Consider the following 24,940-nt stretch of genomic DNA (forward strand, 5'->3'; position numbering starts at 1 on the left):
AAAGTTATGGGAAATCAAACTCAAAGCGAAAATGAATACGAAAGAGCCTTGCGAATAAAAGGATATGGCTTCAAGGAATATGAATATAAATCTCTTGAAGAACAGATGCAAAAAAATCCTAATTTTGCGATGGACAGGGAACGAATAAAAGATGCTTCCAGGATTGTTCATACATCTGACGGCAAGATGACGGTTCACCCGATAGTCATTGAGACTCTGGAAGATTATATAAAGGAAATTACGAAACTTGATTGCAATTTTTTTAATCCAATTCTTTATCGCGGCCATACAAATGCAAATTATCTCATGCTTCCAAGCGTTATGCGAAATCTTTCAGAAAAAGAAAATTTGTTGTATGAGGAATTTTGCCGCCGTTTCCCGAATGAAATAAGACATTGCGAGAATGCGATGGAAAAACTTGTGTTCATGCAACACTATAAGACTGTAACTAGAACTCTTGATTTGACAGAAAATCCACTGTTTGGTTTGTTTTTTGCATGTGCAGATGACAAGCGTTTTCGAAGTGATAAGACTGGCAACAAGTATAAGTGGGGAGAAGTTATACTTGTTCGTGCTCCTGAAAATGATTATAACAAAAAAACGAATTATCAGAATGATATAAAGTATGCTCATAGTTCAACTGTTAGTGTGCTGGCGAACACAGGTTTCTTGGGAAAAGAATTTAGCTTGAGGTAGTTGCAGATTGAGTATAAGAATGACAGGCATCTTGCCGATTTGCCAGATTATATTTATGTTCGTGATGTATTGAGGCGTTCAGTCATCGTTCGTACTAAACAGGATAATCCAAGAATTCAAAGGCAACAAGGGGCGTTTATGGTCATGAATGCAAACAAAATTGAATGGATTAACCAAATTGATGTTGATGGACAGAAAAATATCGTAAATGCAAAAGAATTTAGTGATTTTATATTAAGCGAAAAAGTCGGAGCTGACGAAATAAACCTTGATAATTTACAAAAGGGACTTTGTAAGGAATTCCCGCAATTTAAGAAGAATTGTAACTATGACATTCATTTTAAGAAAATTATTCCTTATTCTCTTGATAATGATGATGAAAGATTCAAAAGCGATCCGTTTAATCTCAGACGATTTTTGTACAAAAATACCGATAACGAACAGGTTGTTTTCCTTATACCACCAACTGCGAAAGATCATATAAAATCTCAGCTGGCTAAACTGAATATCACGGACGCTTTTGTTTATCCCGAGATGGACAGTGTTTCAAATGAGTTGTACAAAGAATTTACAAAGTAACTAACTCTTTTTGCACCACATTGCGGGGGTTGGGGCGTTGCGGGGCGGATAGCAAATGAATTTTGCCCCGCAGAGAGGGTAGCGGAAGACAGCTTGCTGGCTGTAGCGAGGGGGAGACTTCCTCCTTTAGCAAAAAAATTGCCCGAAAACACGAAAATCTCGCATCATCGGGCAATTTCTAACTCCTCACTCCTAACTTCTAATTCCTAACTTTTTACACCGCAGTTGTCGCAGGGATTGCATTCTTAGCATCGACTGGATCGTCGTCTACGAACTGAGCCCCGCCGCTTGCGTACTGCAGGATTGGCTCTACTTCGCCTTTCTTTGTCCAGATTTTGCCGTTTGGAAGCTCGTCCGGATTTTTGCCGATTGGGGCGTTAGAAAGAAGAAGCTTGAGTCGGTTGAGCTGGTTGACTTCGGATGCACCCGGATCGTAGTCGATTGCGCTGATGTTTGACTCAGGGAATCGGCGGCGGAGTTCCTTAATCATGCCCTTTCCTGTGATGTGGTTTGGCAAGCAGGCGAACGGCTGAACACATGCGATGCTTGGCGCGCCAGAGTGAATCAATTCTACCATTTCTGCTGTGAGGAACCATCCTTCGCCAGAAATATTTCCGGTCTGGACGAGGCCTTCAACGCTCTTCATCATGTCCCAGATTGAGCTTGGCGGCTCGAATCGGCGGCTCTTACGCAAGCATTTCTTCATGTAGCGGCGATAGAGTTCCAATGCCCAGACTGCGAATTTGCCGCTCTTTTCTTCGGATTTCGGGAATGCAAGCTCGCGGTATCGGAATACGCCGTCACTGAATGTGTAGAACAGGAAGTCCATCAAATCTGGCATTACACATTCTGCGCCTTCTTTTTCGATAACATTTACCATGTCATTGTTTGCCGTCGGGTGGAATTTTACGAGAATTTCACCGACAACGCCGACACGAGGCTTTTTAATCGGAAGAATCGGCAATCGGTCGAAGTCACGAACGATTCCACGAATTAACCTGCGGTATTTGATGATTGAATTTGACTTCAGCATTTCTTCGGCTTTGGCGTTCCATTTTTCATACAAACGGTTTGCGCTGCCCGGCTCTGCTTCATAAGGTCGTACACGGTACAGAACTCGCATGAGCAAGTCGCCCAAGAATGCTGCCATCATTGCTTTGTGAACCATTCCCGGTGTGAAAGTGAAGCCTGGGTTCTTTTCCATTCCCAAAGCGTTGAGTGAGATTACAGGAACATGGCTCCAGCCTGCATCGTTCAAGGCCCGGCGGATAAATCCGATGTAGTTTGTCGCACGGCAACCGCCACCTGTCTGTGAAATGATGACTGCCGTTTTGTTGATGTCGTATTTTCCTGATTCCAATGCCTCTATGAGCTGGCCTGTTACCAAAATTGAAGGATAGCAGGCATCGTTGTTTACGAATTTGAGACCTGCATCAACGGCTTTTGGATCAACTGAATCGAGAACGACGAAATTGAATCCAGAATACTGGAAGGCCTTCTGCAAAAGGCGGAAGTGAATCGGCGACATCTGCGGGCAGAGAATCGTGTATTCGTGCTTCATTTCTTCGGTGAAGATTACTCGCTGATAAGCCGCGCTCTTTGTCGGGAGATGCTTTCGGTTGCGCTGGCGAGCACGGACTGCCGCAATGAGCGAGCGGATTCGGATTCGCACTGCACCGAGGTTGCTTCCTTCGTCAATCTTAATGAGCGTGTACATGCGGCTCTTTGACTTCATGATTTCATCAACCTGGTCTGCTGTTACGGCATCGAGACCACAACCAAATGATGTGAGCTGAACAAGTTCCAGATTTGGCATTCCTGCTACGAAATTTGCTGCCCTGTACAATCGGTTGTGATAAGTCCACTGGTCGATGATTCGCAATGGTCGTTCGACTGAGCCGAGATGAGCAACTGAGTCTTCTGTGAAGACGGCCAAGCCCAATCCGTGAATCATTTCCGGGATTCCGTGGTTGATTTCCGGGTCAAGGTGATATGGTCGGCCGGCGAGAACAATTCCGTTGCCGCCTGTTACAACGAGCTGCTCCAATGCTTCTTCGGCTGCGCGCTGAGTGTCAATCTTGAACTGCTCCTGCTCCTTCCAGCCTTCATCGACTGCGGCAAAAACCTGCTCCTGAGTGAGATTATGGAAGTGTTTGTGAAGTTCTTCGTAAAGTCGTTCGCGCAATCGTGGCAAATCATAAATCGGCAAGAACGGATTCATGAAAAGCAAATCTTTTGCCTCGTTGATTGTGTCGAGGTTGTGTTTGAGAACTTCTGGATATGAAGTGACGACCGGACAGTTGTAGTGGTTGCCAGCTCCTTTATCCTCAAGCTTTTCATACGGAATACATGGATAGAAGATGAATTTGCATCCCATTTTGAGAAGCGATTCCATGTGACCGTGAGAAATTTTTGCCGGGTAGCAGACTGATTCAGAAGGAATTGAGTCGATACCGCGCTCGTAAATCATTCGGCTTGAACGAGGTGAAGTTTTGACCTGGAAGCCGAGTTTTGTAAAGATTGTGAACCAGAGCGGATAATTCTCGTACATGTTGAGAACGCGAGGAATTCCCACGCTGCCCATTGGTGCATCTTCTGGTTTGAGCGGAATATAGTGGTTGAAAAGGCGTTTGTACTTCCAGTCGAAGAGATTCGGAAGTTCGTAGCCTGTTGACTCAACGCCTGTGTTTGCTTTGTTTGAGCCGTCAACGGTCTTTGCATTTTCGTCCTTAAGCTGATGTCGCTCCAATCCCTTTTCACAGCGGTTTCCTGTGATGAACTGTCGTTTTTGTCCGCCAGTTGTGAATGTATTGATTGTGAGAAGACAGTTGTTCTGACAGCCGCCGCATCGGGTAAGCTCAAGCTCTACCTTGAACTGCTCAAGCTGTTCCAAAGTTGCGATGTTTGAGACAATCTTCGGCGGAACCCAGCCCTTTTCCTGACCTGGTTTTGGAGCGGTAAGGTCGCACCACTGGTCGTAAGCGATGAGAGCCGAACCGTAAGCACCCATGAGACCTGCAACATCCGGACGGAATACATTTACGCCAGCAATTTTTTCGAATGCACGGAGAACCGCATCGTTATAGAAAGTGCCGCCCTGAACTACGACTTTTGTGCCGATTTCGCTCGCGCGGCGGAGTTTGATAACTTTGAAAAGCGCGTTTTTGATTACTGAGTAAGAAAGACCTGCCGAAATGTCATCGATTGTAGCTCCTTCTTTCTGAGCCTGTTTTACGCGGGAATTCATGAAGACTGTACATCGTGAACCCAAATCGACCGGCTTTTTAGCAAGCAATGCGCGTTTAGAGAATTCTTTGATGTCGAGGTTCATTGAGTTTGCGAAGTTTGCAAGGAATGAACCACAACCTGCTGAACAAGCCTCGTTGAGCTGAATAGAAGTGATTGCACCGTCCTTCATGCGCAGGCACTTCATGTCCTGACCACCGATGTCGAGAAGGAACTCAACGCCTGGAACGAAGAATTCTGCTGCGCGGTAGTGAGTGATTGTCTCGACTTCACCGGCATCAACGCCAAGTGCTGCCTGGAAAAGTGCCTCGCCATAACCAGTTGAAACAGCGCGGGCAATGTAACAATCCTGAGGAAGGATTTTGTACAAATCTTTGAGGACTCGGACAGCCAAATCAACCGGATTTCCTGCGTTTACATCGTAGAAATCCCACAAGATTTCGCCTTTTTTGTTTATGAGAACGGCTTTTGTTGTCGTAGAACCTGCATCGAGACCCAAGAAAAGCGGGCCATGCTCTTCATTGAGATTGCCTCGTTTAGCCTTGTCTTCGCCATGTCGTGCACGGAATTTTGCCAAATCTTCTTCGTCAACGAAAAGCGGATCGAGTCGCTGAACTTCGCTAAGCTCGGCTCCTTCAAGATTTTTAAGGCTGTCCCGGAATTCTGCGATTGTCGGGAATTTCTTTGGCATTGAAGATGAAAGCGGATTGCAGACTTTTTCGGCTGAGTAAGCTGAGCCTGCCGCAACGAAAAGCTGTGAGTCATCCGGAACAATAATTTCATCATCTTTGAGTTTGAGAGTTTCGATGAATCGCACGCGGAGCTGGTCAAGGAAGTGGAGCGGACCGCCCAAAAATGCTACATGACCGCGAATCGGTTTGCCACAAGCAAGGCCTGAGATTGTCTGGTTTACGACTGCCTGGAAAATTGAAGCCGCAATGTCTTCTCGGCGCGCACCTTCGTTGATGAGAGGCTGAACATCTGTTTTTGCGAAAACGCCGCATCGTGCTGCGATTGGATAAATCTGTTTGCAACCGGCCGCAAGTTTGTTGAGACCCGGTGCGTCTGTTTCGAGCAAAGCTGCCATCTGGTCGATGAATGCGCCTGTACCGCCTGCGCAAGTACCGTTCATTCGCTGCTCGACACCGCCTGTGAAGTAAGTGATTTTGGCATCTTCACCGCCGAGCTCGATTACAACATCAGTCTGAGGAATGAGTTTTTTGACGGCTGTAGTAGCCGCAACGACTTCCTGAATGAAAGGAATGTTGAGCCACTGAGAGACAGAAAGACCGCCTGAGCCTGTGACTTTTACGGAAACAGTATGTTTATCTCCTAAACTGACGACCTTTTCGATTTCGTTTAAGGCCTGTGTGACGACAGTTATGATTGTGTTGCGAATGTCCGCACGATGTCGCTGGTAATCGCCGTAAATCATTTTGTCTTTTTCATCAAGACAAACGACTTTTACAGTTGTTGAACCGACATCAATTCCAATTCGGACAGGTGTAACTGCCGGAGTGAAGACTGTGTTTGCTGTTTCCATGGAATCCTCTTTAAAGACAATAATTCTATTCTAGGGTATATATAGACATACATAATACCTTTTAAATAAGAAGAATTCAACTAAATTGTATTTTAAGAAATTTTTCTGCCCGCGGATTCTTTTATCTGAGGATTCGTCGTTCTCACAAACAAAAATTTGCCAAATGCTGAATTCTGTCATAAAATATTTAGGAATGGATTTTCAAGGATTCGTAAACACATTCTCGTCCTCATGTGCGGTTTTGTCCGTCGAAAAAGGAATAAAAGGTCATTCCGGCAAAATTCGTATCGTCAAAGCAAATGATTTTTACAAGGGAACTATGGGCGTAGCCCGCTATCACGACGGCATGATTTATTCTGATTTGGTTCCCAAAGATTTAAAATTTGAAGATTATTGTTACCGCTGTGTTTTTGAAAAAAGAAAGCTCCATGCCTATGTTGAAACCAGATATTTGAGGTGCTGGTCAGAACTTACATTGCTTCCTCTGGAGGGTGGTGACGACTCAACAGGATATTGTGCATTTTTTATTGAGTTTACAAATACAATGGATCCTCAAAAAATGGCCACTGTATCGCCAGACATAGCATCATCTGTAATCAAAAGCTGTGTCACGCTTCATGGTTCTGATGATTTCAATACGAGTATTCAGTATGTCGTCTCTGAAATCCTTGAAAGGTCAGATTCTTTCTGCTGCTGTGTTATTTTGGTTGACAAGCAAAATAAAAGCTATGATGTCCTTTGTAAAAAATTCCGTGGAAATATAATCACCGAAAGTGTTATGGCTCAAAAAATTCCATATTCCATAGTTGAGACATGGGAAGATACAATAGCCGGAAGCAACTGCCTTATCATAAAAGATGAACAGGATATTCAGAACCTAGAAAAAAAGAATCCTGTCTGGGCAAATTCTTTACGCTCTGCTTATGTCAGAAATTTAATTCTTTATCCGCTGATTCAGGAACAGCACGTGTTTGGCTATCTGTTTGTTACAAACTTTAATGAAAAAAAACTTGTTGAGAGCAAGCAGCTTATTGAACTTACGACATTTTTTCTTTCCTCAGAAATTTCAAGCCATATTCTCATGGAAAAGCTGGAGCGAATCAGTACGATGGACATGCTCACAGGTTTAAAGAACCGTACCGTTATGAATGAACGCGTTGACATGTTTAGCCGCAAAGAAAAAATGATTAATCCGCCGTTCGGGCTTATTTTTGTTACAATGTATGGCCTTAAGAAGGTGAATGAAACTTATGGTCACAATTACGGCGATAAAATAATAAAATCAGCTGCGCAAATTATTTCAGAAATATTTAAAGATGGAGAAATCTATCGTTCCAGCGGTGATGAATTCATGATAATCATGCCATCATGCGGAAAAGAAGAATTTGAGGAAAAATTTCAGGTTCTGAAACAGAAAAAATCATTGAGCACTGAAGTGGTTCTTGCGACTGGTGCACACTGGAATGAAAGTGGCGCAAATCTTCTGGAGTCCATGCATATCGCAGGTGAAGCAATGCGAATGGATATGGAGAATTTTCAATAAATTTTACAGAGCCTGAGGTTTTGATTTTTTAAGAAGAATTTTCAGGAAAAGCGGTTGAAGCGTAAAAATCAAAAAAAATCCGGCAATCATCGTGAGCACAAGGCTTGGAATGAACATCTGCAAAAAAGTGATTTGAGGCAATGACTCGGCTGGCGCACCGCTGGCAATGGCGGCTTCAAGCTGCTTTTTCATGCCATAATATGCGAGCGCGATCATCGAAAAACTCATGAGCGGGGTGTAGAAACAATCTGAAATGAGAGAACCGACAAGATGAAAAGGCAAAGTTCGTTCTTTTAATCCCAGTTTTGTGCAAAGAGCAGTGCCAATCTTATGAATCGGAATGCAAAATCCAATCAGAATACTCAAAATCGTGCTTGCGGCAAAACTGACGAGCCAGCCTTTTACCTGAAAGTGCCCCGATGAAGCCATTCCAATCAGCGAAAGGAAAAAACTGAGGCTTATGCCCATCAGAAAATTCATGCAGATTCCAACTTTGCGCATTTTTGCGGCCATTTCGTTCTGGTTCATATTTTCCATAAAAACTCCTTTCTAAGTATTTTAAATCAAATTTACAAAGAAAGGAAGGAAAACTACTGTGAGAACGCCACATACTGCGATTGAAAGACCGCTCATTGCTCCCTGCAAGTCTCCCATTTCAAAGGCTTTTGATGTTCCCATTGCGTGACCGCTCGTTCCGCAGGCAAGACCTTGTGCGACAGGCTCGGTGATTCTGAAAATCTTGCAGAAAATAATTCCGAAGATGTTCGCGAGGTTTCCGGCGATTGAAATCAAAAGAATTGTGACCGATTCGATTCCGCCGTTCTGATTTGAGAGTGCGATTCCGATTGGGGTGGTGATTGATTTTGGAAGGAGCGAGACATATTCCGTGTGCCCGATTTTAAAGATTGCGCACATCGCGAAGACGAAAAATCCGTTTGCCAAAATTCCGGCCACGATTCCGAGAATGATTGCAGGGGCGTTTTCTTTGAGCTTTGTGAACTGGCGGTAAAGTGGAATTGCGAGCGCGACCGTGCAAGGAGTCATGAGATAATAGAGAAATTTTGCGCCTTCAAGATATTTCGCGTAAGGAATTTTGAAAATCACGAGGAAAATAATGACGAAGGTACAAGAGACCAAAAGCGGCGCGAAAAGCACGAATTTTGTCTTTTTGTAGATTAAATCCGCAATCCAAAAGCATACGAGCGAAATGCAAAGCCCGAAAGATACCGAATTTGAAAGAAAATCTGAAATATTTTGCATAATGACCTCAAAAGAAACAAGAATTAGTGCTTAAATTTCCTTAAAATCCGAATCACGAGCTGGGTGACATGGCCGGTCACGAAAAAGACGACCATTGTGCCCAAAATCCCGATAATCATGAACTGGAGCCACCAGACTTTGAGAATATCCCATGCGAGGATAAGCCCGACCGTAGAAGGAATGAACAAAAGCGGCATGATTCCCAAAAGACCGTCAGAAATTTCTTCGACAGCAGAAAGAGGCATGATTTTTGTCTGCAATGCCACGAACATGAGCACGAGTCCGTAAATGCTGGCAGGAACAGGAAGCGGAATGAGCGCGTGCAAAACTTCACCAATAAAGCAGGTGATGACCAGAATACAAAATTGTTTGACGAGTCTCATTCTTTTCCATTCCAGCAATAAGTACACAGCTTGCAGTGGTCGAGGCCGGTGCTGTCTAGCATGTCGTCCAGGCGGTGGAAACGGAGTGTGGTGAAATGGAGCTGCTTTCGGATTTCTTCCTGCATTTTTGCGTATTCCGGAGTGTCCGGGTCGCAGTATTTCTGCAAGGTTTCCATGCTTACATTTTCGCCTTCAAACTGCTTTACGACGCGGCGTGCAATCAAATCCATTTCGCTTTTTGAGCGTGAGAAGTTGAGGTATTTGCAGCCGAACATGATTGGAGGACAAGCCGGGCGAACATGAACTTCTTTTGCACCAGACTGATACAAGAAATCAGTTGTTTCACGGAGCTGAGTTCCGCGCACGATTGAATCGTCAATCAAAAGAATGCTCTTGTCTTTTATGAGCTGCGGAACCGGGATAAGTTTCATGTGGGCGATGAGGTTTCGCTGTTCCTGATTTGTCGGCATAAAGCTTCGTGGCCAAGTCGGAGTGTATTTGATGAACGGTCGGGTGAACGGAATCCCTGCCTCGTTCGCATATCCTACAGCGTGTGCAGTTCCTGAGTCCGGAACACCTGCCGCACAATCCGGGTGAATGTTGTCGTCCTTGTCGCGCTTTGCAAGATATTTTCCGCAGTTGTAGCGCATTGCCTCAACATTTACGCCCTCGTAGCAGGCTGTCGGGTAGCCGTAGTAAATCCACAAGAAGGTACAGATTTTCATTTCTTTTTGCGGCTCTTGCAAAACTTCATAGCGGTCGGCAGTCACAAAAACGATTTCAGCTGGTCCAAGCTCGTGCAAGTCCTTGTAGCCAAGATTGATGTATGCAAAACTTTCAAAACTGAGACAGTGAGCCAAAATTGAGCCTTGCGCGTCCTTTTTGATACCGATTTGGAGCGGAGTTCGGCCCATTTTGTCGCGCGCACCGTAAATTCCTTCTGGAGTGGCGACGAGCATTGTGATTGAGCCTTGAATCTTTGACTGAACATATTTGATTCCGTCAAGAATCGTTTTCTGCGTGTTAATCATCGCAAGAATCAGCTCGGTCTGGTTGATTTCACCGCCGCTCATTTCAAGGAATGCACCGCCTTTGTCGAGGAGTTCTTTTACAATTTCTTCCTTATTAGTGACAATTCCAACGGTTGTTACGGCAAATCGGCCCAGGTGTGAGCGTGCGAGAAGAGGCTGTGGCTCGTAGTCAGAAATACAGCCGATTCCAACCCGCCCCTTCATTTCTTCGATGTCAGTTTCAAACTTCGTCCTGAACGGAGAGTTCTGAATATTGTGAATCGCCCGCTGAAATTTCTCGTCATCACGATAAACAGCCAAGCCGCCGCGACGAGTCCCCAAATGCGAGTGATAGTCAACGCCGAAGAACAAGTCCAAAGAACAGTCGCTCTTTGAAACTACACCGAAAATGCCGCCCATTTTGTACCTCTTAAACTTTTATAAAATAAAATTGTCGGAGCAGAGTCCGACAATCATAGTTTTTTTTAGAAAATGTATGTCCAGAAAACGCCACTAGCCCAGCAGCTTCGTTTTGTGCCGTCGAATGCCTTTCGATGCTCGTAGTCGAAGTAGCCTGCAAATGTTGAATGTTGTGAAACTTCGAATGTCAGCTCAGGTCGGATGTCAAATACATGTCCGCCACCCCAGCCGTCTGTTGCATCGTTGTCTTTCCAATTCTTGTCTTTTGAACCGAATGCGAGTGAGCTCCAAAGATCGAATCCAAGCTGTTTTGTGATGCCGAGTGCAAGTGTACCGCCAGCGTAGATTGCCGGAGTGTAATCTGTGTTCTCGAAGAAGTTGATTCCTGCTTCTGGGCGAATCTGAATCTTTGTGTTCGGGATTGTGAGCGAGATTGCTGCACCTGTTCCGTAAGCCTGATCCTTGCTTTCGCTTGTGAAGAGCGAATCAGCCGCAAAATAAACATCGAGGATGAAATTTTTGATTCCGAAAGTTCCGCCTGAATAGAAATTTGCGTGGTCGTCAAATGCGCCTTCAAGTGCTGCAGCGAATGAAAGCCAGTCTGCCGGGCTGAACTGAGCACCGAAATTTGCTGCCGGGTCGTCTGTGTTGAATCCGTTCGGAATTGCCGCACCAATCTGGAGCTTGAGGCTGTCGTTTGAAATGTATCGCACACCTGCCGCGCGTTTTGCATATTTGTTTGCGTAAGGAACGAATCCTACGACATCAGCTGTTCCTGGTCGGTCAACATAGAATTTGTAAGTGCCGACACCTTCTGCCGATGTCTGCTGGAAAGAGCCTGAGCGGTCATCGTATTTTGTTGAGAATCCGCCCTGACGAACATGAGCGTCATGCTCCCAAAGCCAGCTGCCGTATTTTGGAGCCGGGCCGACCTGCCAGTTGAGTTTTGTTCCTACGCCCAGGTCAACATTTTTTGTTGGGTGATAGATGAAGTTGACATAGTATGAATCCTGAATTGTGTTTGAGACATTCGCACGGTTGTCGTAACCTAAGTTAAGTGCCTGTGCTTCGCTGCTGACGGTGTTGTTTCCGCCAAGAGCATTTGCGCCCGGTCGGACTCCGTATTTTATTGATAGCGGATTGAGATTTGATGTTCCGAAGACGAAATTATCGATGTCGTATTTGTAATCGTAATTTGCGAGGAAACTCCAGTTGAGCATTCCTTCGATTGTGAACTGGCCGCGGTCGAATCGTGCCTGAAATGTGTCCGTGAAGCCATAGAAAACAGGATCGCCGTCGATTGGAGAGCCAAGGCCTGCCCATGCGGTGTTTTTCATTTGTTCTTTGTCGAGAACCTGAGAGGTCGCGCTTGCAAGAATAAGAACTGATGAAGCAAGTGCAGCAAGAATTTTTTTCATTTTTAACTCCTTTTTAACAGAATCTAATGAATGTCAATGTTCGCAAACTATAGCACAAAAAACAAATTGAGTGAATCAGAAAAATGGATTAAAATATTCTTATGTTCGGGAAAAAATTGAAATCTGATATTTGTGATTATGTTGACTGGCGTGGCGATTTGAGCTTTGATGTTTCGCCGCTTAATGATGTCGATGCCCTGATTTTTGCACAGCTTTCCTACATGAATTTCAACGGGCTTGCACCGAATGACTTTAATTCTTCTATTAAGTTGTCCGAATTGGCAAAGATTTTTTTCGGCTCAAGTGATTTTGAAAAACGAAGCGATCTGGGAGTTCTTATTGACCCGAAATCAAATGAGCTTTTAAAAAAGGCCGGTGAGAGCGTTCGCTTCGGGAATGTCGAAGTCACTGGTTTTGTGAGCCGGTACGATTCTGAAAAGGAAGAGCAGTTTTCGGCAGTCACTTTTGTGCTTGATAAGGGCGGGGTTCTTGAAAGTCCGAAGATTTTTGTTGCATTCCGTGGCACGGACGACACTCTTATTGGCTGGAAGGAAGATTTCAACCTCGCTTTCTTGGAGCAGGTTCCGGCTCAGCAGGATGCCAGCGCGTATCTTGAAAATGCCGCCGCTGAGTTCAAAAAAGCCGAGATTTTTGTTGGCGGCCATTCCAAGGGCGGAAATCTCGCGATTTTTGCTAGCGCGTTCCTGAACGAAAAATCCAAGAAGAATCTTTGCCGCGTTTATAATTTTGACGGCCCTGGTTTTTCTCAGAATTCTCTTGATAGCGATGAATTCTTTTCTATTAAACAGTTGATTTGTTCAGTTTATCCGCAGTTCTCGATAATCGGGATGTTGTTCCATCATTATGATTCTTACAAGATTGCCCTGAGCGATGAAAGGCTTGTGATGCAGCATAATCCGTTCAGCTGGTTCATAAAAGGCACAGACTTTGAGACCAAAGAGGAACTTGATTCGGGCAGCGAGATTTTCTTCAAGTCGTTCAACAAATGGTTTGAGGAGATTTTGCCGAATCAGCGGGAACAGTTCGTGGAGACTCTTTTTGGTCTTTTGGAATCAACGAACGCAATCACAAATTCGGATTTTGACAAGGATAAGTTTAAAAACGCGGGAAAAGTTATAAAAGCATTCGCAAAACTGGAGCCGGGAATTCGTGACGAAGCAATGAAAATCGCAGGAGATTTTGTAAAAACAATAGCCAAAGAAAGCATAAATCTGTAAAATAAACTTATGAATGCGATTATTACAGTCGTTGGAAGCGACAAAGTTGGAATCATTGCGGAAGTGAGCGCGCTTCTTGCAAAACATAAAATTAACATTGCTGACATCACTCAGACAATTCTTTCTGGCAATTTCGTCATGATGATGATGGTTTCTCTTGACGGAGCAGACATTGCGATTGACGGCCTTCGCGATGTCCTTACAAAGACAGGCGAGGAAATGGGCGTTGAAATCAATGTCATGGCTGAAAAAGTATTCTCGTCAATGCACCGAATCTAGTGTGTAAAAACGATACTTTTGTCTGTTTTTATTCAATAATTGCAATTTTTTATACAAGAAAATTCCGAACATATACTTTAAGATTGTGGGCATGGAGGCATTTCATGTCAAAAAATCATAAAGTTTTATCGTTCGGGATTTTTTTTAGTTCCCTTATTTTTGCTTCATTTTTAGCTTTTTTCGGCTGCTCTGACGGCGGTAGCGACAGCAGCAGTCCAGTAACAGTATCACAGCCAAAACAGGACGGCCAAGGCGGCAACGGAAAGGTTGAGGAAAAAGAAAAGCAGGGTGGCAATGACTCTTCACGGACGATTAAGCTTAGCGACGCACCTGTGGGATATGCTTCTGTAACGGCTCAGACAGGCACAGGAACGACAGTTACTACAAGAGCAGAATTACTTTCTGCCATTTCAAAAGGCGGACTGATTTATATAAAAGGCATGATTGATATGAGCGAAGGAATGCTTCCAAGTGAGGCGGGCGGTTCGACAAGTGCTTTGGATGCGTTTGTAACCAGCAATGAAAGTACATTTAATTCGTATGCTGATTTTAAAACAAAATATGCTGCAAGCTGTTCTTCATCAACTAATGACAAATCATCTTCTTCTCCTCAGTCTTTGCTTGGTTCTAAAATGTGGAACCTCAACAGAAAATACGGAGATAAAATCAGAATCAAATTAAACTCGAACACAACAATCATTGGTTTGAAAGATGCAGTAATCAAGGGCGGTTGTTTCAAAATCTCGAATGTTTCAAATGTTATTATCCGAAATATTACTGTTCAGGATTCTTATGATCCTTTCCCTCATCATGAAACAGGTGATGGCTTTAATGCACAGTGGGATTGCATTGCCATTGAAGATGCTGAAACTCACGATATTTGGATTGACCATTGTACTTTTGAAGACACTATGAAATATTCAAAAGTCAAAATATCTGACAACTCAGAAGAAAAATGGCAGAATTATGACGGTCTTTGTGACATCACAAAAGGTGCAAAAAATATTACTATCTCAAATTGTATTTTCAAAAATCATGACAAGACTATGCTGATTGGTTCAAGCTCTAGTGATGTGAGCGGCGGAAACATTACGATTCACCACAACAGATTTTTGAACTGCGGTCAGCGTTTGCCATTGACGGCTTATCCGAACATGCACATTTACAACAACAGTTACGAGCGTGATTCAAACGCTTATTATTCACAGCAGGCTTCAATTGCTGCACGATACGGAGCTTATACAATTATTGCCGAGAATAATTATTTTGGTGAAGGCGTAAAATACTGTATTTCAAAATCAACAAGTCCAAGCGGAAAATGCTATGAGAAGGGAAATGTGTTCACTTCGCGAAATGAGGGAACTAGCAGTCTCGCAACTCAGAGCGAAAAACCGTTTGAAATCAGCTACTCATGCACTTTGGACGATGCTTCAAAAATCAAGGAGATTGTCGCTGCCAACGCAGGTGCGGGCTGTACTTTAGCTGATTAATCGGATAATCCGGTGCGGCCTGACCGAAGGGGACTTTTGTTCTGAAGAAGTGATGTATGCGCCGTGCTGGAGCAATGCCAGAGGCAGTCGCGGAGCGACCGAGCGTGAGTGAGTTGCGGAAGGACGGGAGGCGGTTGGGTCGCACTCTATTTTTCTTGCTCAAACTCTTACATATCACTAAAATATTCAGCATGGAAAACTCAAAAAGAACAGTCACTTGCGGTGAATTGCGCAAGGGCGATGTTGGTAAGAATGTTGTATTGAACGGATGGGTCAGCCGGTCACGAGATTTGGGCGGCCTTGTTTTTATTCAGCTCCGTGACCGCTACGGAATCACTCAGGTTATGGTCGGTGACGGTGCAAGCGACGAGCTCAAAAAAATTGCTTCGTCATTGAAGAGCGAATATTGTATCGCTGTCGCAGGCGTTGTTGCTGCCCGAAGCGAAAAAGATGTAAACCCTGACATGGCAACTGGTGAAGTCGAAGTTGAAGCAAAAGAAATCGAAATCTTCACAACTTCTCAGGAATTGCCTTTCTCAATCGAGGAAGTTCGCCAGAAGGACGGAACTGTTGTTCTCCCTAACGAAGACTTGCGATTGAAGTACCGCTACCTTGACCTTCGCCGTGAGCCGATGCAGAAAAACATCATCCTGCGCTCACAGGTCACTTTTGCGACACGCGAATATCTCACAAGCAAAGGTTTCTTGGAGATTGAAACTCCAACTTTCATCAAGTCAACTCCAGAGGGAGCACGCGACTATCTCGTTCCTTCACGCGTTCACCCTGGAAAATTCTATTCTCTCCCGCAGTCACCACAGCTTTACAAGCAGCTTTTGATGGTTTCTGGATTCGACAAATATTTCCAGATTGCCCGCTGCTACCGTGATGAGGATGCTCGTGGCGACCGTCAGCCGGAATTCACGCAGATTGATATGGAGATGAGCTTCACAAACCGCGAGGAAGTTCTTACAACTACCGAAGGAATGATGCAGTACATCTTCAAAAAGACTTTGAACTATGATTTGCCAGCAAAATTTGACCGCATTTCATGGGATGACGCTTTTGATTTGTACGGAAGCGACAAGCCTGATTTGCGATTCGACCTCAAGATGCAGGACGCAGCTTTCATGGCTGACTTGAGCGACTTCAACGCATTCAAGGCCGGTGCTGCTGCCGCTTCTAAGGACATCGAGCGACACAAGCGAAGCGGACTCAAAGCCCTCGTTGTTAAGAACGTTGCTGACAAATACAGCCGCAAGATGATTGAGGCTTTGGAATCAGTTGCAAAAATCAACCACGCAAAAGGCTTGGCTTGGATGAAAGTTGATGCAGAAGGCAAATTCGAAGGCGGAATCTCAAAATTCTTCGCCGGAAAAGAATCTGAAATCTGCTCTAAGCTCGGCGCAGAAAAGAACGACTTGCTCCTCTTCGTAAGCGATGAAAAATGGCAGGTTGCCTGTGTTGCAATGGGCGCAGTCCGAAAACAGCTGGGAAAGGACTTGAACCTTTACAATCCGGCCGATGAATTCCACTTCGCATGGATTATCGACTTCCCTTACTTTGCATGGAATGAGGACGAAAATCACTGGGAGACTGAGCACCACATGTTCACTCTTCCGCAGAAAAAATACTGGGACACTCTGGAATCTGACCCGGGGGCTGTCAATGGCGACCTCTACGACCTCGTTTTGAACGGCTACGAGCTTGCTTCTGGTAGCATGCGTATCAACGATCCTGCTTTGCAGCAGCGAATCTTCAAAATCGTTGGTTACTCAGAAGAGCGCGCACAGAAAGCATTCGGCTTCCTCGTTCAGGCATTCAAATTCGGTGCCCCACCACACGGCGGAATCGCACCGGGACTTGACCGCCTCGTAATGCTCATGCGCCACGAGGAATCAATCCACGAAGTAATCGCATTCCCGAAGAACAATCTGGCAGCAAGCCCAATGGACGAGTGCCCGTCAGTTGTCGACCAGCAACAGTTGGATGACTTGCATTTGAAATGCATGGAAATCGAAAAGGACTAGTTCCTTTGTTTTTTACCCCAGGAGCGCGGGCTTTCACCAGTGTTTTTCTTGAATACATTTGAGAAATAATTGCTGTTAAGGAAGCCCAGCCGCTCCGCAATTTCTGAAAGCGTCAGTTTTCCTTCAATAATCAGGTTTTTTGCCAGTTCGATTTTCAATTTTTCGTGCAATGTCTGCACCGTGTAGCCTGTAACCGCCTTTGTCTGGCGAATCAGCTTTGTTTTGTTCATTCCCAAATCTTTTGAAATCTGGTCGAGATTCGTTTTTTCGCCGATATGCTCCAGAAGGTACGACTGAATCTTTTTGAGCGTGATTTTTCCTGAGTCAAGCATGACCGCGTTGCCGTCTGAAAGCGAGAGGATTCCTTCGATTGGCTTGGTGTTGAGCTGCATGGAATGTTCTTTTGTGCGCCCTTCCTTGAGGTAAATTTCGTAGAGCGAGTGGCATAAAAGCGAGCGGACTGAATCGTAGAGAGCCATGTTTTTTGACCGCATCTGCATGAAAGCGAATCCGAAATATCGTTCATTATAATAGAGGATTTCAAGAACGACTGAAAAACGGCCTTTTTTCGGAAAAAATGATTTCGGAAAATTTGCGACTTCGTTCACACGGTAGGGCAGCGGAAGTTTTTCAAATTCGTTCTGCGCGGGAATTACAAGCTCGACATTGCTCGTTTCCAAATCCGTCGTCATGTTGTCGCTCAAAGAAAGGATGATTCCGGGGATTCCCATTTCCGTAAGGTGTGTTTTAAGCACGCTTTTCATCTGCGGACCTGTGGTCGCCGAAGCAAAATGAATCGCCGCCTGAGTGATGTTGTTGAATGTGTACGGACTTTCGTTCTTTGCCCGGCTTTCATAGTCCGAAGTAGTGGAGCACATGACCCGAAGCTGGCTGACGATGTTTTCAATTCTGAACCGCTGGTTGCAGTCGTGTCCTGCAAGAGCAAGAAGACATGAGCGGAAATTCGTGATTGTTTTCTGGCAGTTCGTTGCCTTAAAGTGCGAGCCTCGTTCGCCGCTGAAATAATTCCTGAACCAGGAAAGCGTTTTTGGCGGAGTGAATTTTTCGTACAAATCTTCAAAAACTGCGTTCACGAGTGCGATTTTCCGTTCGTGGCTTTCCTTTGCAAAAATCTGATTGATCTTTTCAAAAAGAAAATTCCTTCCTTCGTCTTCGCTCGCTTCTTCACTGAGTTCCGGATTTTCAGAAAATTCTTCTTCGGCTTCAAGGATTTCACTTTCAAAGCAGCCGCAACTTTCGCGTACAATCAGGCTTGTCGGAATCCTGATGAGTTCGGCCGGGCTTTTTGGATCCATGATTTTGTTGATTAAAAGTTCGACCGCCATGTAGCCGCGCTTGAAATATTCAAGGTTGATTGTGGTGACAGGCGGAGAAGTCGTGATTCCCTTGTACTGATTGTTGAAACCGGTGACGGCAATGTCTTCGGGCACGCTGATTCCCTTTCCCTGCAAGAACGTGATTAATACTGAGGCAACGATGTCGCTTGAAGTGACGACAGCCTCAATCCGTTCCGATTTTTCCTTGTCCTTTATGCACTGATAGAAAAATTCTTCGGCGGTGTGGATTATTGTTGCTTCATCAAGATTTTCAGCCATGAGAACCGGGGCATTTTCTGAGTCAAGCTTGAATTTCTGAAGGGCTTTTTTGAAGGAACTGATTCGCTCAAGGTGCGGGCCGGATGCTTTTGTGCCCATGAATGCGATTCTTGTGAAGGAATGTTTTTTGTAAAGATGCTCGACGAGAAGATTCATTGAGCAGGAATTGTCGATTCTGACCGCCGTTACACCCGGAATTTCAAGGTAACCGATGTCAACCATGGGAAGCGGCATGAGGGACTTGAACTGCTGGACGATTTCTTCGTTTGAAATGTAAGGCGCCATCGAGGAAGCCCATGTAATCAGACCGTCGATAAGGGGAGCCTTCATGAACCGGAATTTTTTCTGATACTGGGAGATGAAATTTGCGTCATCGAAAATGGAATATTTGATTGCCTGGCTCATGTTGATGAAGTTGATGTCGTAGTCTTCGCAAGCCTTTACAATCCCGGCAATGTATTCCTGACCGATAAAGCTGCGAAAGTCGGCAAGACATGTAAAGCCGATTGTGAGTCTGTCGCTGTTTGAGCTTTTGCGGCTGGCCAAAAATTCCCTTCGCCGGGTGATTTCCTGATTCATACAAATATTATACATGAGGATGATTAAATTTTATAGATTAAAACGGCTAATTCTTAAAAAATAGCAATATCTTATATATTTTGTGTGAATAAATTGTATTTTAGTAGTCAAATTCAAATTCTTAAACACGCCTTATTTAAAATTTGTACAAACTTAACTCTAAAAAATTCATATTTTGCATATCAAAATTGACATCCAGCGAATAAATTAGACACTAACAAAATGTCGTAAAAATCCGACTTGAGCAGAAAATTGTATTTTTACGATATTTGAAAAAAACATACAAAAATAAAAATGGAGGATTGTATGAAAAAAATCTTTAACAAGCTGGCAGTCTTGCTTGGTATGTTGGCTGGTTTAGGCTTTCTCTTCTCGGCATGTGCTGTAAGTGGAAGCGGTGTTTCAGATGATGAAGTGAAAGTTCCTTCAGCTGGGGACAGTGGATCAAAGGGAGAGCTTGGGCAGCTGACAGAGGCTCAGATTGTTGAAAAATTCCCAAATCAGTATATGTTCAGATATAACGGTAAATCAGATGACCAGTTCTCTGATGCAGCTCCGTATTCAATCACAGACTTTGGAAAGGACGATACCAACGGCGTATTCCGATATTATCCTACTCCGGTAGATTTGACTTCTGACACAGGTGAATTCAGTGCTGTCGTTAACGGAAACAACATTTCCGGCAAACAGGGCATTGGTTTTGTTCAGATTCAGGACAATAAGGTTATTGGATGGTGGCTTGTTACTACTGGAAATAAAATCCGCTACCTCAATCCGAAAAACACTGTTTCACCGTCAAAAACGACAGAGAACGGCTCTGGCTGGGACACCACAACTCTTACAGACGGCAAATTCGCAAAAGATACTAATTATACTGTCAAAATTGCGTTGAAAGGCTCAATCACTTCTACAAGCTCTGCAGACAACGGACAGCGAGGATTTGAAGTCGATGTATTTGATGCCGCAGGAACGAAAGTTGCAAACAAAGCAGTTCGATATCCTGTATGGATGACTCCGGATTCAGATTCAAAAATCTACTTTGCAATCGGAACAATGGGCAACGATTCAGCTTATACAACATGGTCAAATGTAACTGTAAAAATCAATAACGGTGAGACTTACACGATGAAAAAAATCGTTAACACACAGGATCAGTCTTCTATGACCGTTAAAGATGAAAGCGGAAATGCAGTAAAATCAGTTCTTGTTTCAGCAGGAAAAACAGTAACTTACAAATATTCTGCAAAAGACAAGGCCGGTTCAGATGTTGAGCCAAAAGTTACAGTTGCACCAGAAGGATTTGCAACAGTAACAGTTGATAAAACTGCAAAAACAATCTCAATCGCAGCCGGAAGCAGCGAAGGAACAGGAAAAGTAACTGTAGTAAATGAAGCAGGCACAGGAAAACCAACTGTCGAGATTGCAGTTGAAGTAGCTGTTTCAGGAACGGTAAAACTTGACGGTGTTGTTAAGACTGATGATCTTAAAACTGTATTTGACTCAATTGCTGCTGACAATACGGATCATACAATCACACTCAGCAAAGGTTCTTATATTGTTCCAGTCGGAAAGACTCTTGAATACACAGGAACAGGAACCCTTACAATTGAAGGTGACACAACAACCGAGTACGGTGCAGATGTAAAAATCATCGGTAATCCGAATAACAATACTGAAAGCACCCGAAACCTTCTCTATTTGAAAGGCAACGGTAATTTCGTACTCAAGAACATTACTGTAAAAAACACATATTCACTTTCAAGTGATTGTCAGGCAGAAGCTCTTGCTTCAAATGGTACTGGAACGATTGCGGCTTATAACTGTTCATTCATTTCACATCAGGACACAATCCGAACAACTGGCAAAGCATGGTTCTATAAGTGCTATATCGCAGGTGATGTAGACTTCATTTGGATGGAATCAAACGGAACTGTTGCATTGTATGAGAACTGCAAACTTCACATGCTCGGTGACAGAACAAAGGCTGCTTATGTTGCAGCACCTCGCGCAACAAAGGCAAGCTCAATAGGTCTTGGTGTTGTAGTTTTGAATTCAACAATTACAATTGATGAGGGTGTCGACGCATACTTGTTCCGAAATCCTTGGTTCTCAAGCGATGCTGCAAAACTTGCTGATGCAAAAGGCAAATATTACAATCAGGCGGCATTTGTCGGAACAACAGTTGCAGAAAACAGCCCTTCACAGCTTAATTCTGTCCTTGAAAAGAGCGAGGCATTCGGAGTTGGTGATGAAAGCAAAGTCGGCTGGAAAACAGATGGTGTTCTTACGGCAACAGGTGTAGGAACAATCTCTAATGCTGACAAAACAGGAATCTATCATAACCGTGGCTATATCTTGAATAAAATTGTCAAGATTACAGATGCTGATGCAGGAACTGCTGAATATAAGAGCGACACAGCAATTTGGGATGTTGGCACATACGGCTGGGCAACAGGAACAGAAAATCCAGTTGCTGATGCATTTGACGAGACTAAAGCAACTGTTACATGGAACTTCGAGAGTATCGCAACAGCTGAAGTTAGTTCTCTTTCAAAAAATAGTTATGACGGAACAATTGCAGGCTACACAGGAAACAAAAAAGTAGCACTTGACCTTCGTTTTGAACCATCTGCATGGGGTAATACGAAGATGAAGGCATGGGATTCTACAAATAACCGCTCTGAACTTTACAACATGGTTCTTACAATTCCTGTAACTCCGGGTGCAACTCTTACAATTCCAAATGATAACGGTTCTTCTGGTTTCTTCTATAATAATGGAACTTCAACGACAAAACTTGCAAAAGCCGGAACTCTTTCTTGGAAAAACGAAGGAACTTCTGTAGTAAATGTTGTTGTATGGACAACAATTGATAAATCATATCTTTCAACAATTAAGCTTGAAGATTACGATTTGACAAAAACAATTGATACTACACCTGCAGCAAGCTTTATTGTACTTGTTACTGGTGCTGATTCGATTGCTGCAAATGCTGAAACAAGCATAAATGCTTATGTAATCGGTTCTTACGGATTTGATTCTTCATCTGCTACAGCAACTTTGAGCGCAGAAGGGGCAAATGCGACAGTTGTAAATGAAAAACTTAAAGGCGACGGCTCAACAACTGGAACTGCAACAATCACGGCAACATATAATGGGCTTACAGCAACTAAAGATGTAACTATTAATGCTGCGGTTACAACTCCAACTGCAACATGGGATTTCAAGACTTCTGGCTATGGAAATTTGGTTTTGGGTGCTGGATCAACAACTTCTGCAACTATTCAATACAACTCTAGCACTGCAAAAAAGGGGTATGGTACAATTGCTGCAAATCTTGCTAATTTGACAACTCCTCAATTACTGTTTGTTGATGCTGAAGCTAGTGGACGAAAGTTTGTTGCAACTTCATCACAGGCAAATAAAGGAACTTGTTTCTATATACCTGCTAATGTTGGAGATTCAGTTACAATTGTTGTTTATCAAAAAGATAATTGGGGTGTTCTTCCAGCAAGTGCAAACTTTACTGGTAATCAAGGAGAAATGACGGCAACATTTACAGTTGCAGCTTCAGATTTAACTAGTTATAGCGATATGGTGGCTACTTACACCGATACTGGTAGTGCTGCTATTATGCAAGATCAGTCATATTTGAAAATGCAAATTAGTACTAGTGCATCGAAAGATTACTTGTATAAAGTTGTTGTCACAAAAGGTAACTAACCTGTATTCCCCCACCGTGCCGCTCTTGGTACGGTGGAAAGTGGACCTTCATCAATTTGCTTTGGTGATACCGTTGTCAATGTCGTAAAAAGCCTAATCAGTATTTTCTAACTGTACAAACCATTGCACAGTGTTCTCCGCTTCATTATTATAGAAGCGGAGAGTATGATTGGTTAATTTCTCCCCATAAAGCCATTGTCCTCGGCGTATGGGGAAGCTGCGGTCTGTAGCAAGCTTTCCGCAGCAATAAAAAATCGTGCTTAGCATGGATTTTCCGGCGGTTAAATCATTCAGCCGCCGTTTTTTATTGGATGAAAGGTACTCGATTCTCGGGGAGAGCCATGCTCGAACTGGGAGCCTGTTTTTGCTGTATATTGACAATCCGCAAGAACAGGCACTTTTTCTGCCCTGGTTCAGTATCATATCAAATCAAAAAGTGAGATAAGCATCATTCATACTTTTGATACAAGCCAAGAATGATTTTTGATCACTTACTGTAATAAGTTTGATTCCTTGCTAGAAAAGTTTTTAAACACTTACTAGAAAAATCTTTAAACACTTACTTTCTCATCTTTAAACACTTACTGGGAATTTTTGTTTGCCGTGTCAGTTTTATGGTGTGGAACCTTCGTAGGCTTTATTTTTTTATCTAATTGCTTTTACTGTCTTTTTTTTGCGAAGGTCTTGTATATATCAAGAACGAACGATGCAACTGAAACCAAAAGTGTTCCAATCTAAATTTCTGAAATTATTCCAGTAAATCCTGTTAGTCCACCCTCACACTCGTGCTATTCCGTAAATGTCTTCGCGGTGATGCATTCGTATTTGTCGGTTTTGAAATCAAATCCTGCTGAGCAGATGAAACCGGTTTTTTTACATGAAAGTTCCGCGATTTCCCGGATTTGAGATTCTTCTTTTTCACATTCTGCAAGTTGCATCGGATTTTCTCGCAAATGCTGAGATTTGGGTAAAAAAGAGCTGCATCAAAATAATCGAATATGTCAAAAAGATTAGTTTACTGAATAATTTTTTCACTGAATTTTTATTCAGTATAAACTAGCGATAGAAATTAAAATGTCCAAAAAAAACGGTGGCTGAACATGTCAAAACCACCGCTTTTGTTCTTTTTTTACAAACTCAGTTTATCAAATCCTTCGAGTAGTTTCTGTGCTGTCTCGAGGATTTTTTTTGCGTCGCCAGGTCTTTCGCCTTCAACATTGAGTGGCATTACCGGGTCGTGCAGGGATTTTCGGAGCAAAAGCCAGCCTTTTTTGTCTTCGTCCTGGAAGCTGATTCTAACTCCCTCGTAAGATTTTGGCATGATCATTTTTGCTTCTTCGGCGCGTTTTTTGAATTCTTCAAGAACTTTGTCACCGTAAGAGCCGAAATCTTCGCAATTGATTTTGTAGCGGATTTCCTGTGCTTCAACGAGCGGGTCGAGCTTTTCAATCAGGCTTGCAAGGGATTTTCCCTGAGCTTTTGCGTTTGCCAGAGCGATTACGATTTTGACTGCAAGGAAAGCTCCGTCGTCGAGATAGAAATTGTCTTTGAGGGCACCGTGACCGCTTGTTTCCATTGCGAGCGGCGAGACAATTCCTTCTTTGTTAAGGCGTTTGCATTCGTTGATTACATTTTTGTAGCCGCGCTTGAAACAGTGGTGCTTGAGGCCCAGTTCTTTTTCGAGGAAGCGGGTGAGTCTGTCCGATGTGACAGAATCTGTAATAATAGTAGAATTTGGATATTCCGGGGCGAGAATTGCCGCAACGAGGGCGATGATTGCGTCTCGGTTCACTTCTCTTCCGTCAGGGAGGACGGCTGACATTCGGTCAACGTCGGTGTCGAAAATCAGGCCCAAATCAGCTTTGTTTTTGAGGACTGCGCTCTGAATTG

At 43.7% G+C, this 24,940-nt stretch carries 17 protein-coding genes; 8 read left to right on the plus strand and 9 right to left on the minus strand.

Annotation, left to right across the window (positions count from 1 at the left end):
- Positions 1-6 precede the first annotated feature (6 nt).
- A complete protein-coding gene (locus tag IJJ71_RS13550; RefSeq protein WP_296847775.1) occupies positions 7-696 on the plus strand; it encodes an FRG domain-containing protein in 690 nt (229 codons plus the stop codon).
- Entirely contained in the window at positions 697-1,275 is a 579-nt protein-coding gene (locus tag IJJ71_RS13555; protein ID WP_296847777.1) for a hypothetical protein, read from the plus strand.
- Positions 1,276-1,489: 214 nt separating this feature from the next.
- Here the strand turns inward: IJJ71_RS13555 and IJJ71_RS13560 are convergent, their stop codons facing one another.
- Positions 1,490-6,064, minus strand: a complete 4,575-nt coding sequence (locus IJJ71_RS13560) for a 2-hydroxyacyl-CoA dehydratase (protein ID WP_296847779.1) — start codon at positions 6,062-6,064, stop codon at positions 1,490-1,492.
- 193 nt (positions 6,065-6,257) lie between these two features.
- Here IJJ71_RS13560 and IJJ71_RS13565 point away from each other — a divergent pair, with 193 nt between their 5' ends.
- Positions 6,258-7,607 carry a GGDEF domain-containing protein gene (locus IJJ71_RS13565; protein WP_296847780.1) on the plus strand — a complete coding sequence of 450 codons (1,350 nt, stop codon included), beginning with the start codon at positions 6,258-6,260 and terminating at the stop codon, positions 7,605-7,607.
- Between the two features lie 3 nt (positions 7,608-7,610).
- On the opposite strand, the gene IJJ71_RS13570 is transcribed toward IJJ71_RS13565, so the two are convergent.
- The 5 genes from IJJ71_RS13570 to IJJ71_RS13590 all read right to left on the minus strand — a co-directional run bounded on the left by IJJ71_RS13570 (position 7,611) and on the right by IJJ71_RS13590 (position 12,098).
- Complete coding sequence (locus tag IJJ71_RS13570) at positions 7,611-8,144, minus strand: hypothetical protein (RefSeq protein ID WP_296847781.1); 534 nt, start codon at positions 8,142-8,144, stop codon at positions 7,611-7,613.
- Between the two features lie 21 nt (positions 8,145-8,165).
- On the minus strand, positions 8,166-8,867 hold the full coding sequence (locus IJJ71_RS13575; RefSeq protein ID WP_296847782.1) for an LrgB family protein: 702 nt from the start codon (positions 8,865-8,867) through the stop codon (positions 8,166-8,168).
- Between the two features lie 23 nt (positions 8,868-8,890).
- Positions 8,891-9,250, minus strand: coding sequence for a CidA/LrgA family protein (locus IJJ71_RS13580; protein ID WP_296847783.1), 360 nt, complete (start codon positions 9,248-9,250; stop codon positions 8,891-8,893).
- Positions 9,247-10,680: an amidophosphoribosyltransferase gene (locus IJJ71_RS13585; protein ID WP_296847784.1), complete on the minus strand. Its 1,434-nt coding sequence runs from the start codon at positions 10,678-10,680 to the stop codon at positions 9,247-9,249. The genes IJJ71_RS13580 and IJJ71_RS13585 overlap by 4 nt, the downstream gene beginning before the upstream one ends.
- A 65-nt stretch (positions 10,681-10,745) precedes the next feature.
- Positions 10,746-12,098, minus strand: a complete 1,353-nt coding sequence (locus IJJ71_RS13590; protein WP_296847786.1) for a hypothetical protein — start codon at positions 12,096-12,098, stop codon at positions 10,746-10,748.
- 101 nt (positions 12,099-12,199) lie between these two features.
- Between IJJ71_RS13590 and IJJ71_RS13595 the strand changes: the two genes are divergently transcribed.
- The 4 genes from IJJ71_RS13595 (at position 12,200) to aspS (ending at position 17,132) form a co-directional block, all read left to right on the plus strand.
- Positions 12,200-13,336, plus strand: a complete 1,137-nt coding sequence (locus IJJ71_RS13595) for an Mbeg1-like protein (RefSeq protein WP_296847787.1) — start codon at positions 12,200-12,202, stop codon at positions 13,334-13,336.
- A 9-nt stretch (positions 13,337-13,345) separates the two neighbouring features.
- The gene (locus IJJ71_RS13600; protein ID WP_296847788.1) at positions 13,346-13,615 is read left to right on the plus strand and encodes an ACT domain-containing protein; all 270 of its coding nucleotides are present in this window, start codon (positions 13,346-13,348) and stop codon (positions 13,613-13,615) included.
- Positions 13,616-13,719: 104 nt separating this feature from the next.
- Positions 13,720-15,105, plus strand: coding sequence for a pectate lyase family protein (locus tag IJJ71_RS13605; RefSeq protein ID WP_296847789.1), 1,386 nt, complete (start codon positions 13,720-13,722; stop codon positions 15,103-15,105).
- 191 nt (positions 15,106-15,296) lie between these two features.
- The gene (gene aspS, locus IJJ71_RS13610) at positions 15,297-17,132 is read left to right on the plus strand and encodes an aspartate--tRNA ligase (protein ID WP_296847790.1); all 1,836 of its coding nucleotides are present in this window, start codon (positions 15,297-15,299) and stop codon (positions 17,130-17,132) included.
- Here the strand turns inward: aspS and IJJ71_RS13615 are convergent.
- The gene (locus IJJ71_RS13615; RefSeq protein WP_296847791.1) at positions 17,129-19,327 is read right to left on the minus strand and encodes a substrate-binding domain-containing protein; all 2,199 of its coding nucleotides are present in this window, start codon (positions 19,325-19,327) and stop codon (positions 17,129-17,131) included. The two genes, aspS and IJJ71_RS13615, sit on opposite strands and share 4 nt — an antisense overlap.
- 306 nt (positions 19,328-19,633) lie before the next feature.
- On the opposite strand from IJJ71_RS13615, the gene IJJ71_RS13620 reads away from it, so the two are divergent.
- The gene (locus tag IJJ71_RS13620; protein ID WP_296847793.1) at positions 19,634-23,050 is read left to right on the plus strand and encodes a pectinesterase; all 3,417 of its coding nucleotides are present in this window, start codon (positions 19,634-19,636) and stop codon (positions 23,048-23,050) included.
- A gap of 788 nt (positions 23,051-23,838) precedes the next feature.
- Here the strand turns inward: IJJ71_RS13620 and IJJ71_RS13625 are convergent.
- Positions 23,839-23,988: a hypothetical protein gene (locus IJJ71_RS13625; RefSeq protein ID WP_296847794.1), complete on the minus strand. Its 150-nt coding sequence runs from the start codon at positions 23,986-23,988 to the stop codon at positions 23,839-23,841.
- A gap of 191 nt (positions 23,989-24,179) precedes the next feature.
- Positions 24,180-24,940, minus strand: a 761-nt coding sequence (locus tag IJJ71_RS13630; RefSeq protein WP_486389628.1) for a phosphohexomutase domain-containing protein, incomplete at its 5' end; no start/stop codon positions are given.

The sequence above is a fragment of the Treponema sp. genome (assembly GCF_017430385.1).
Classification (GTDB): Bacteria; Spirochaetota; Spirochaetia; order Treponematales; family Treponemataceae; genus Treponema_D.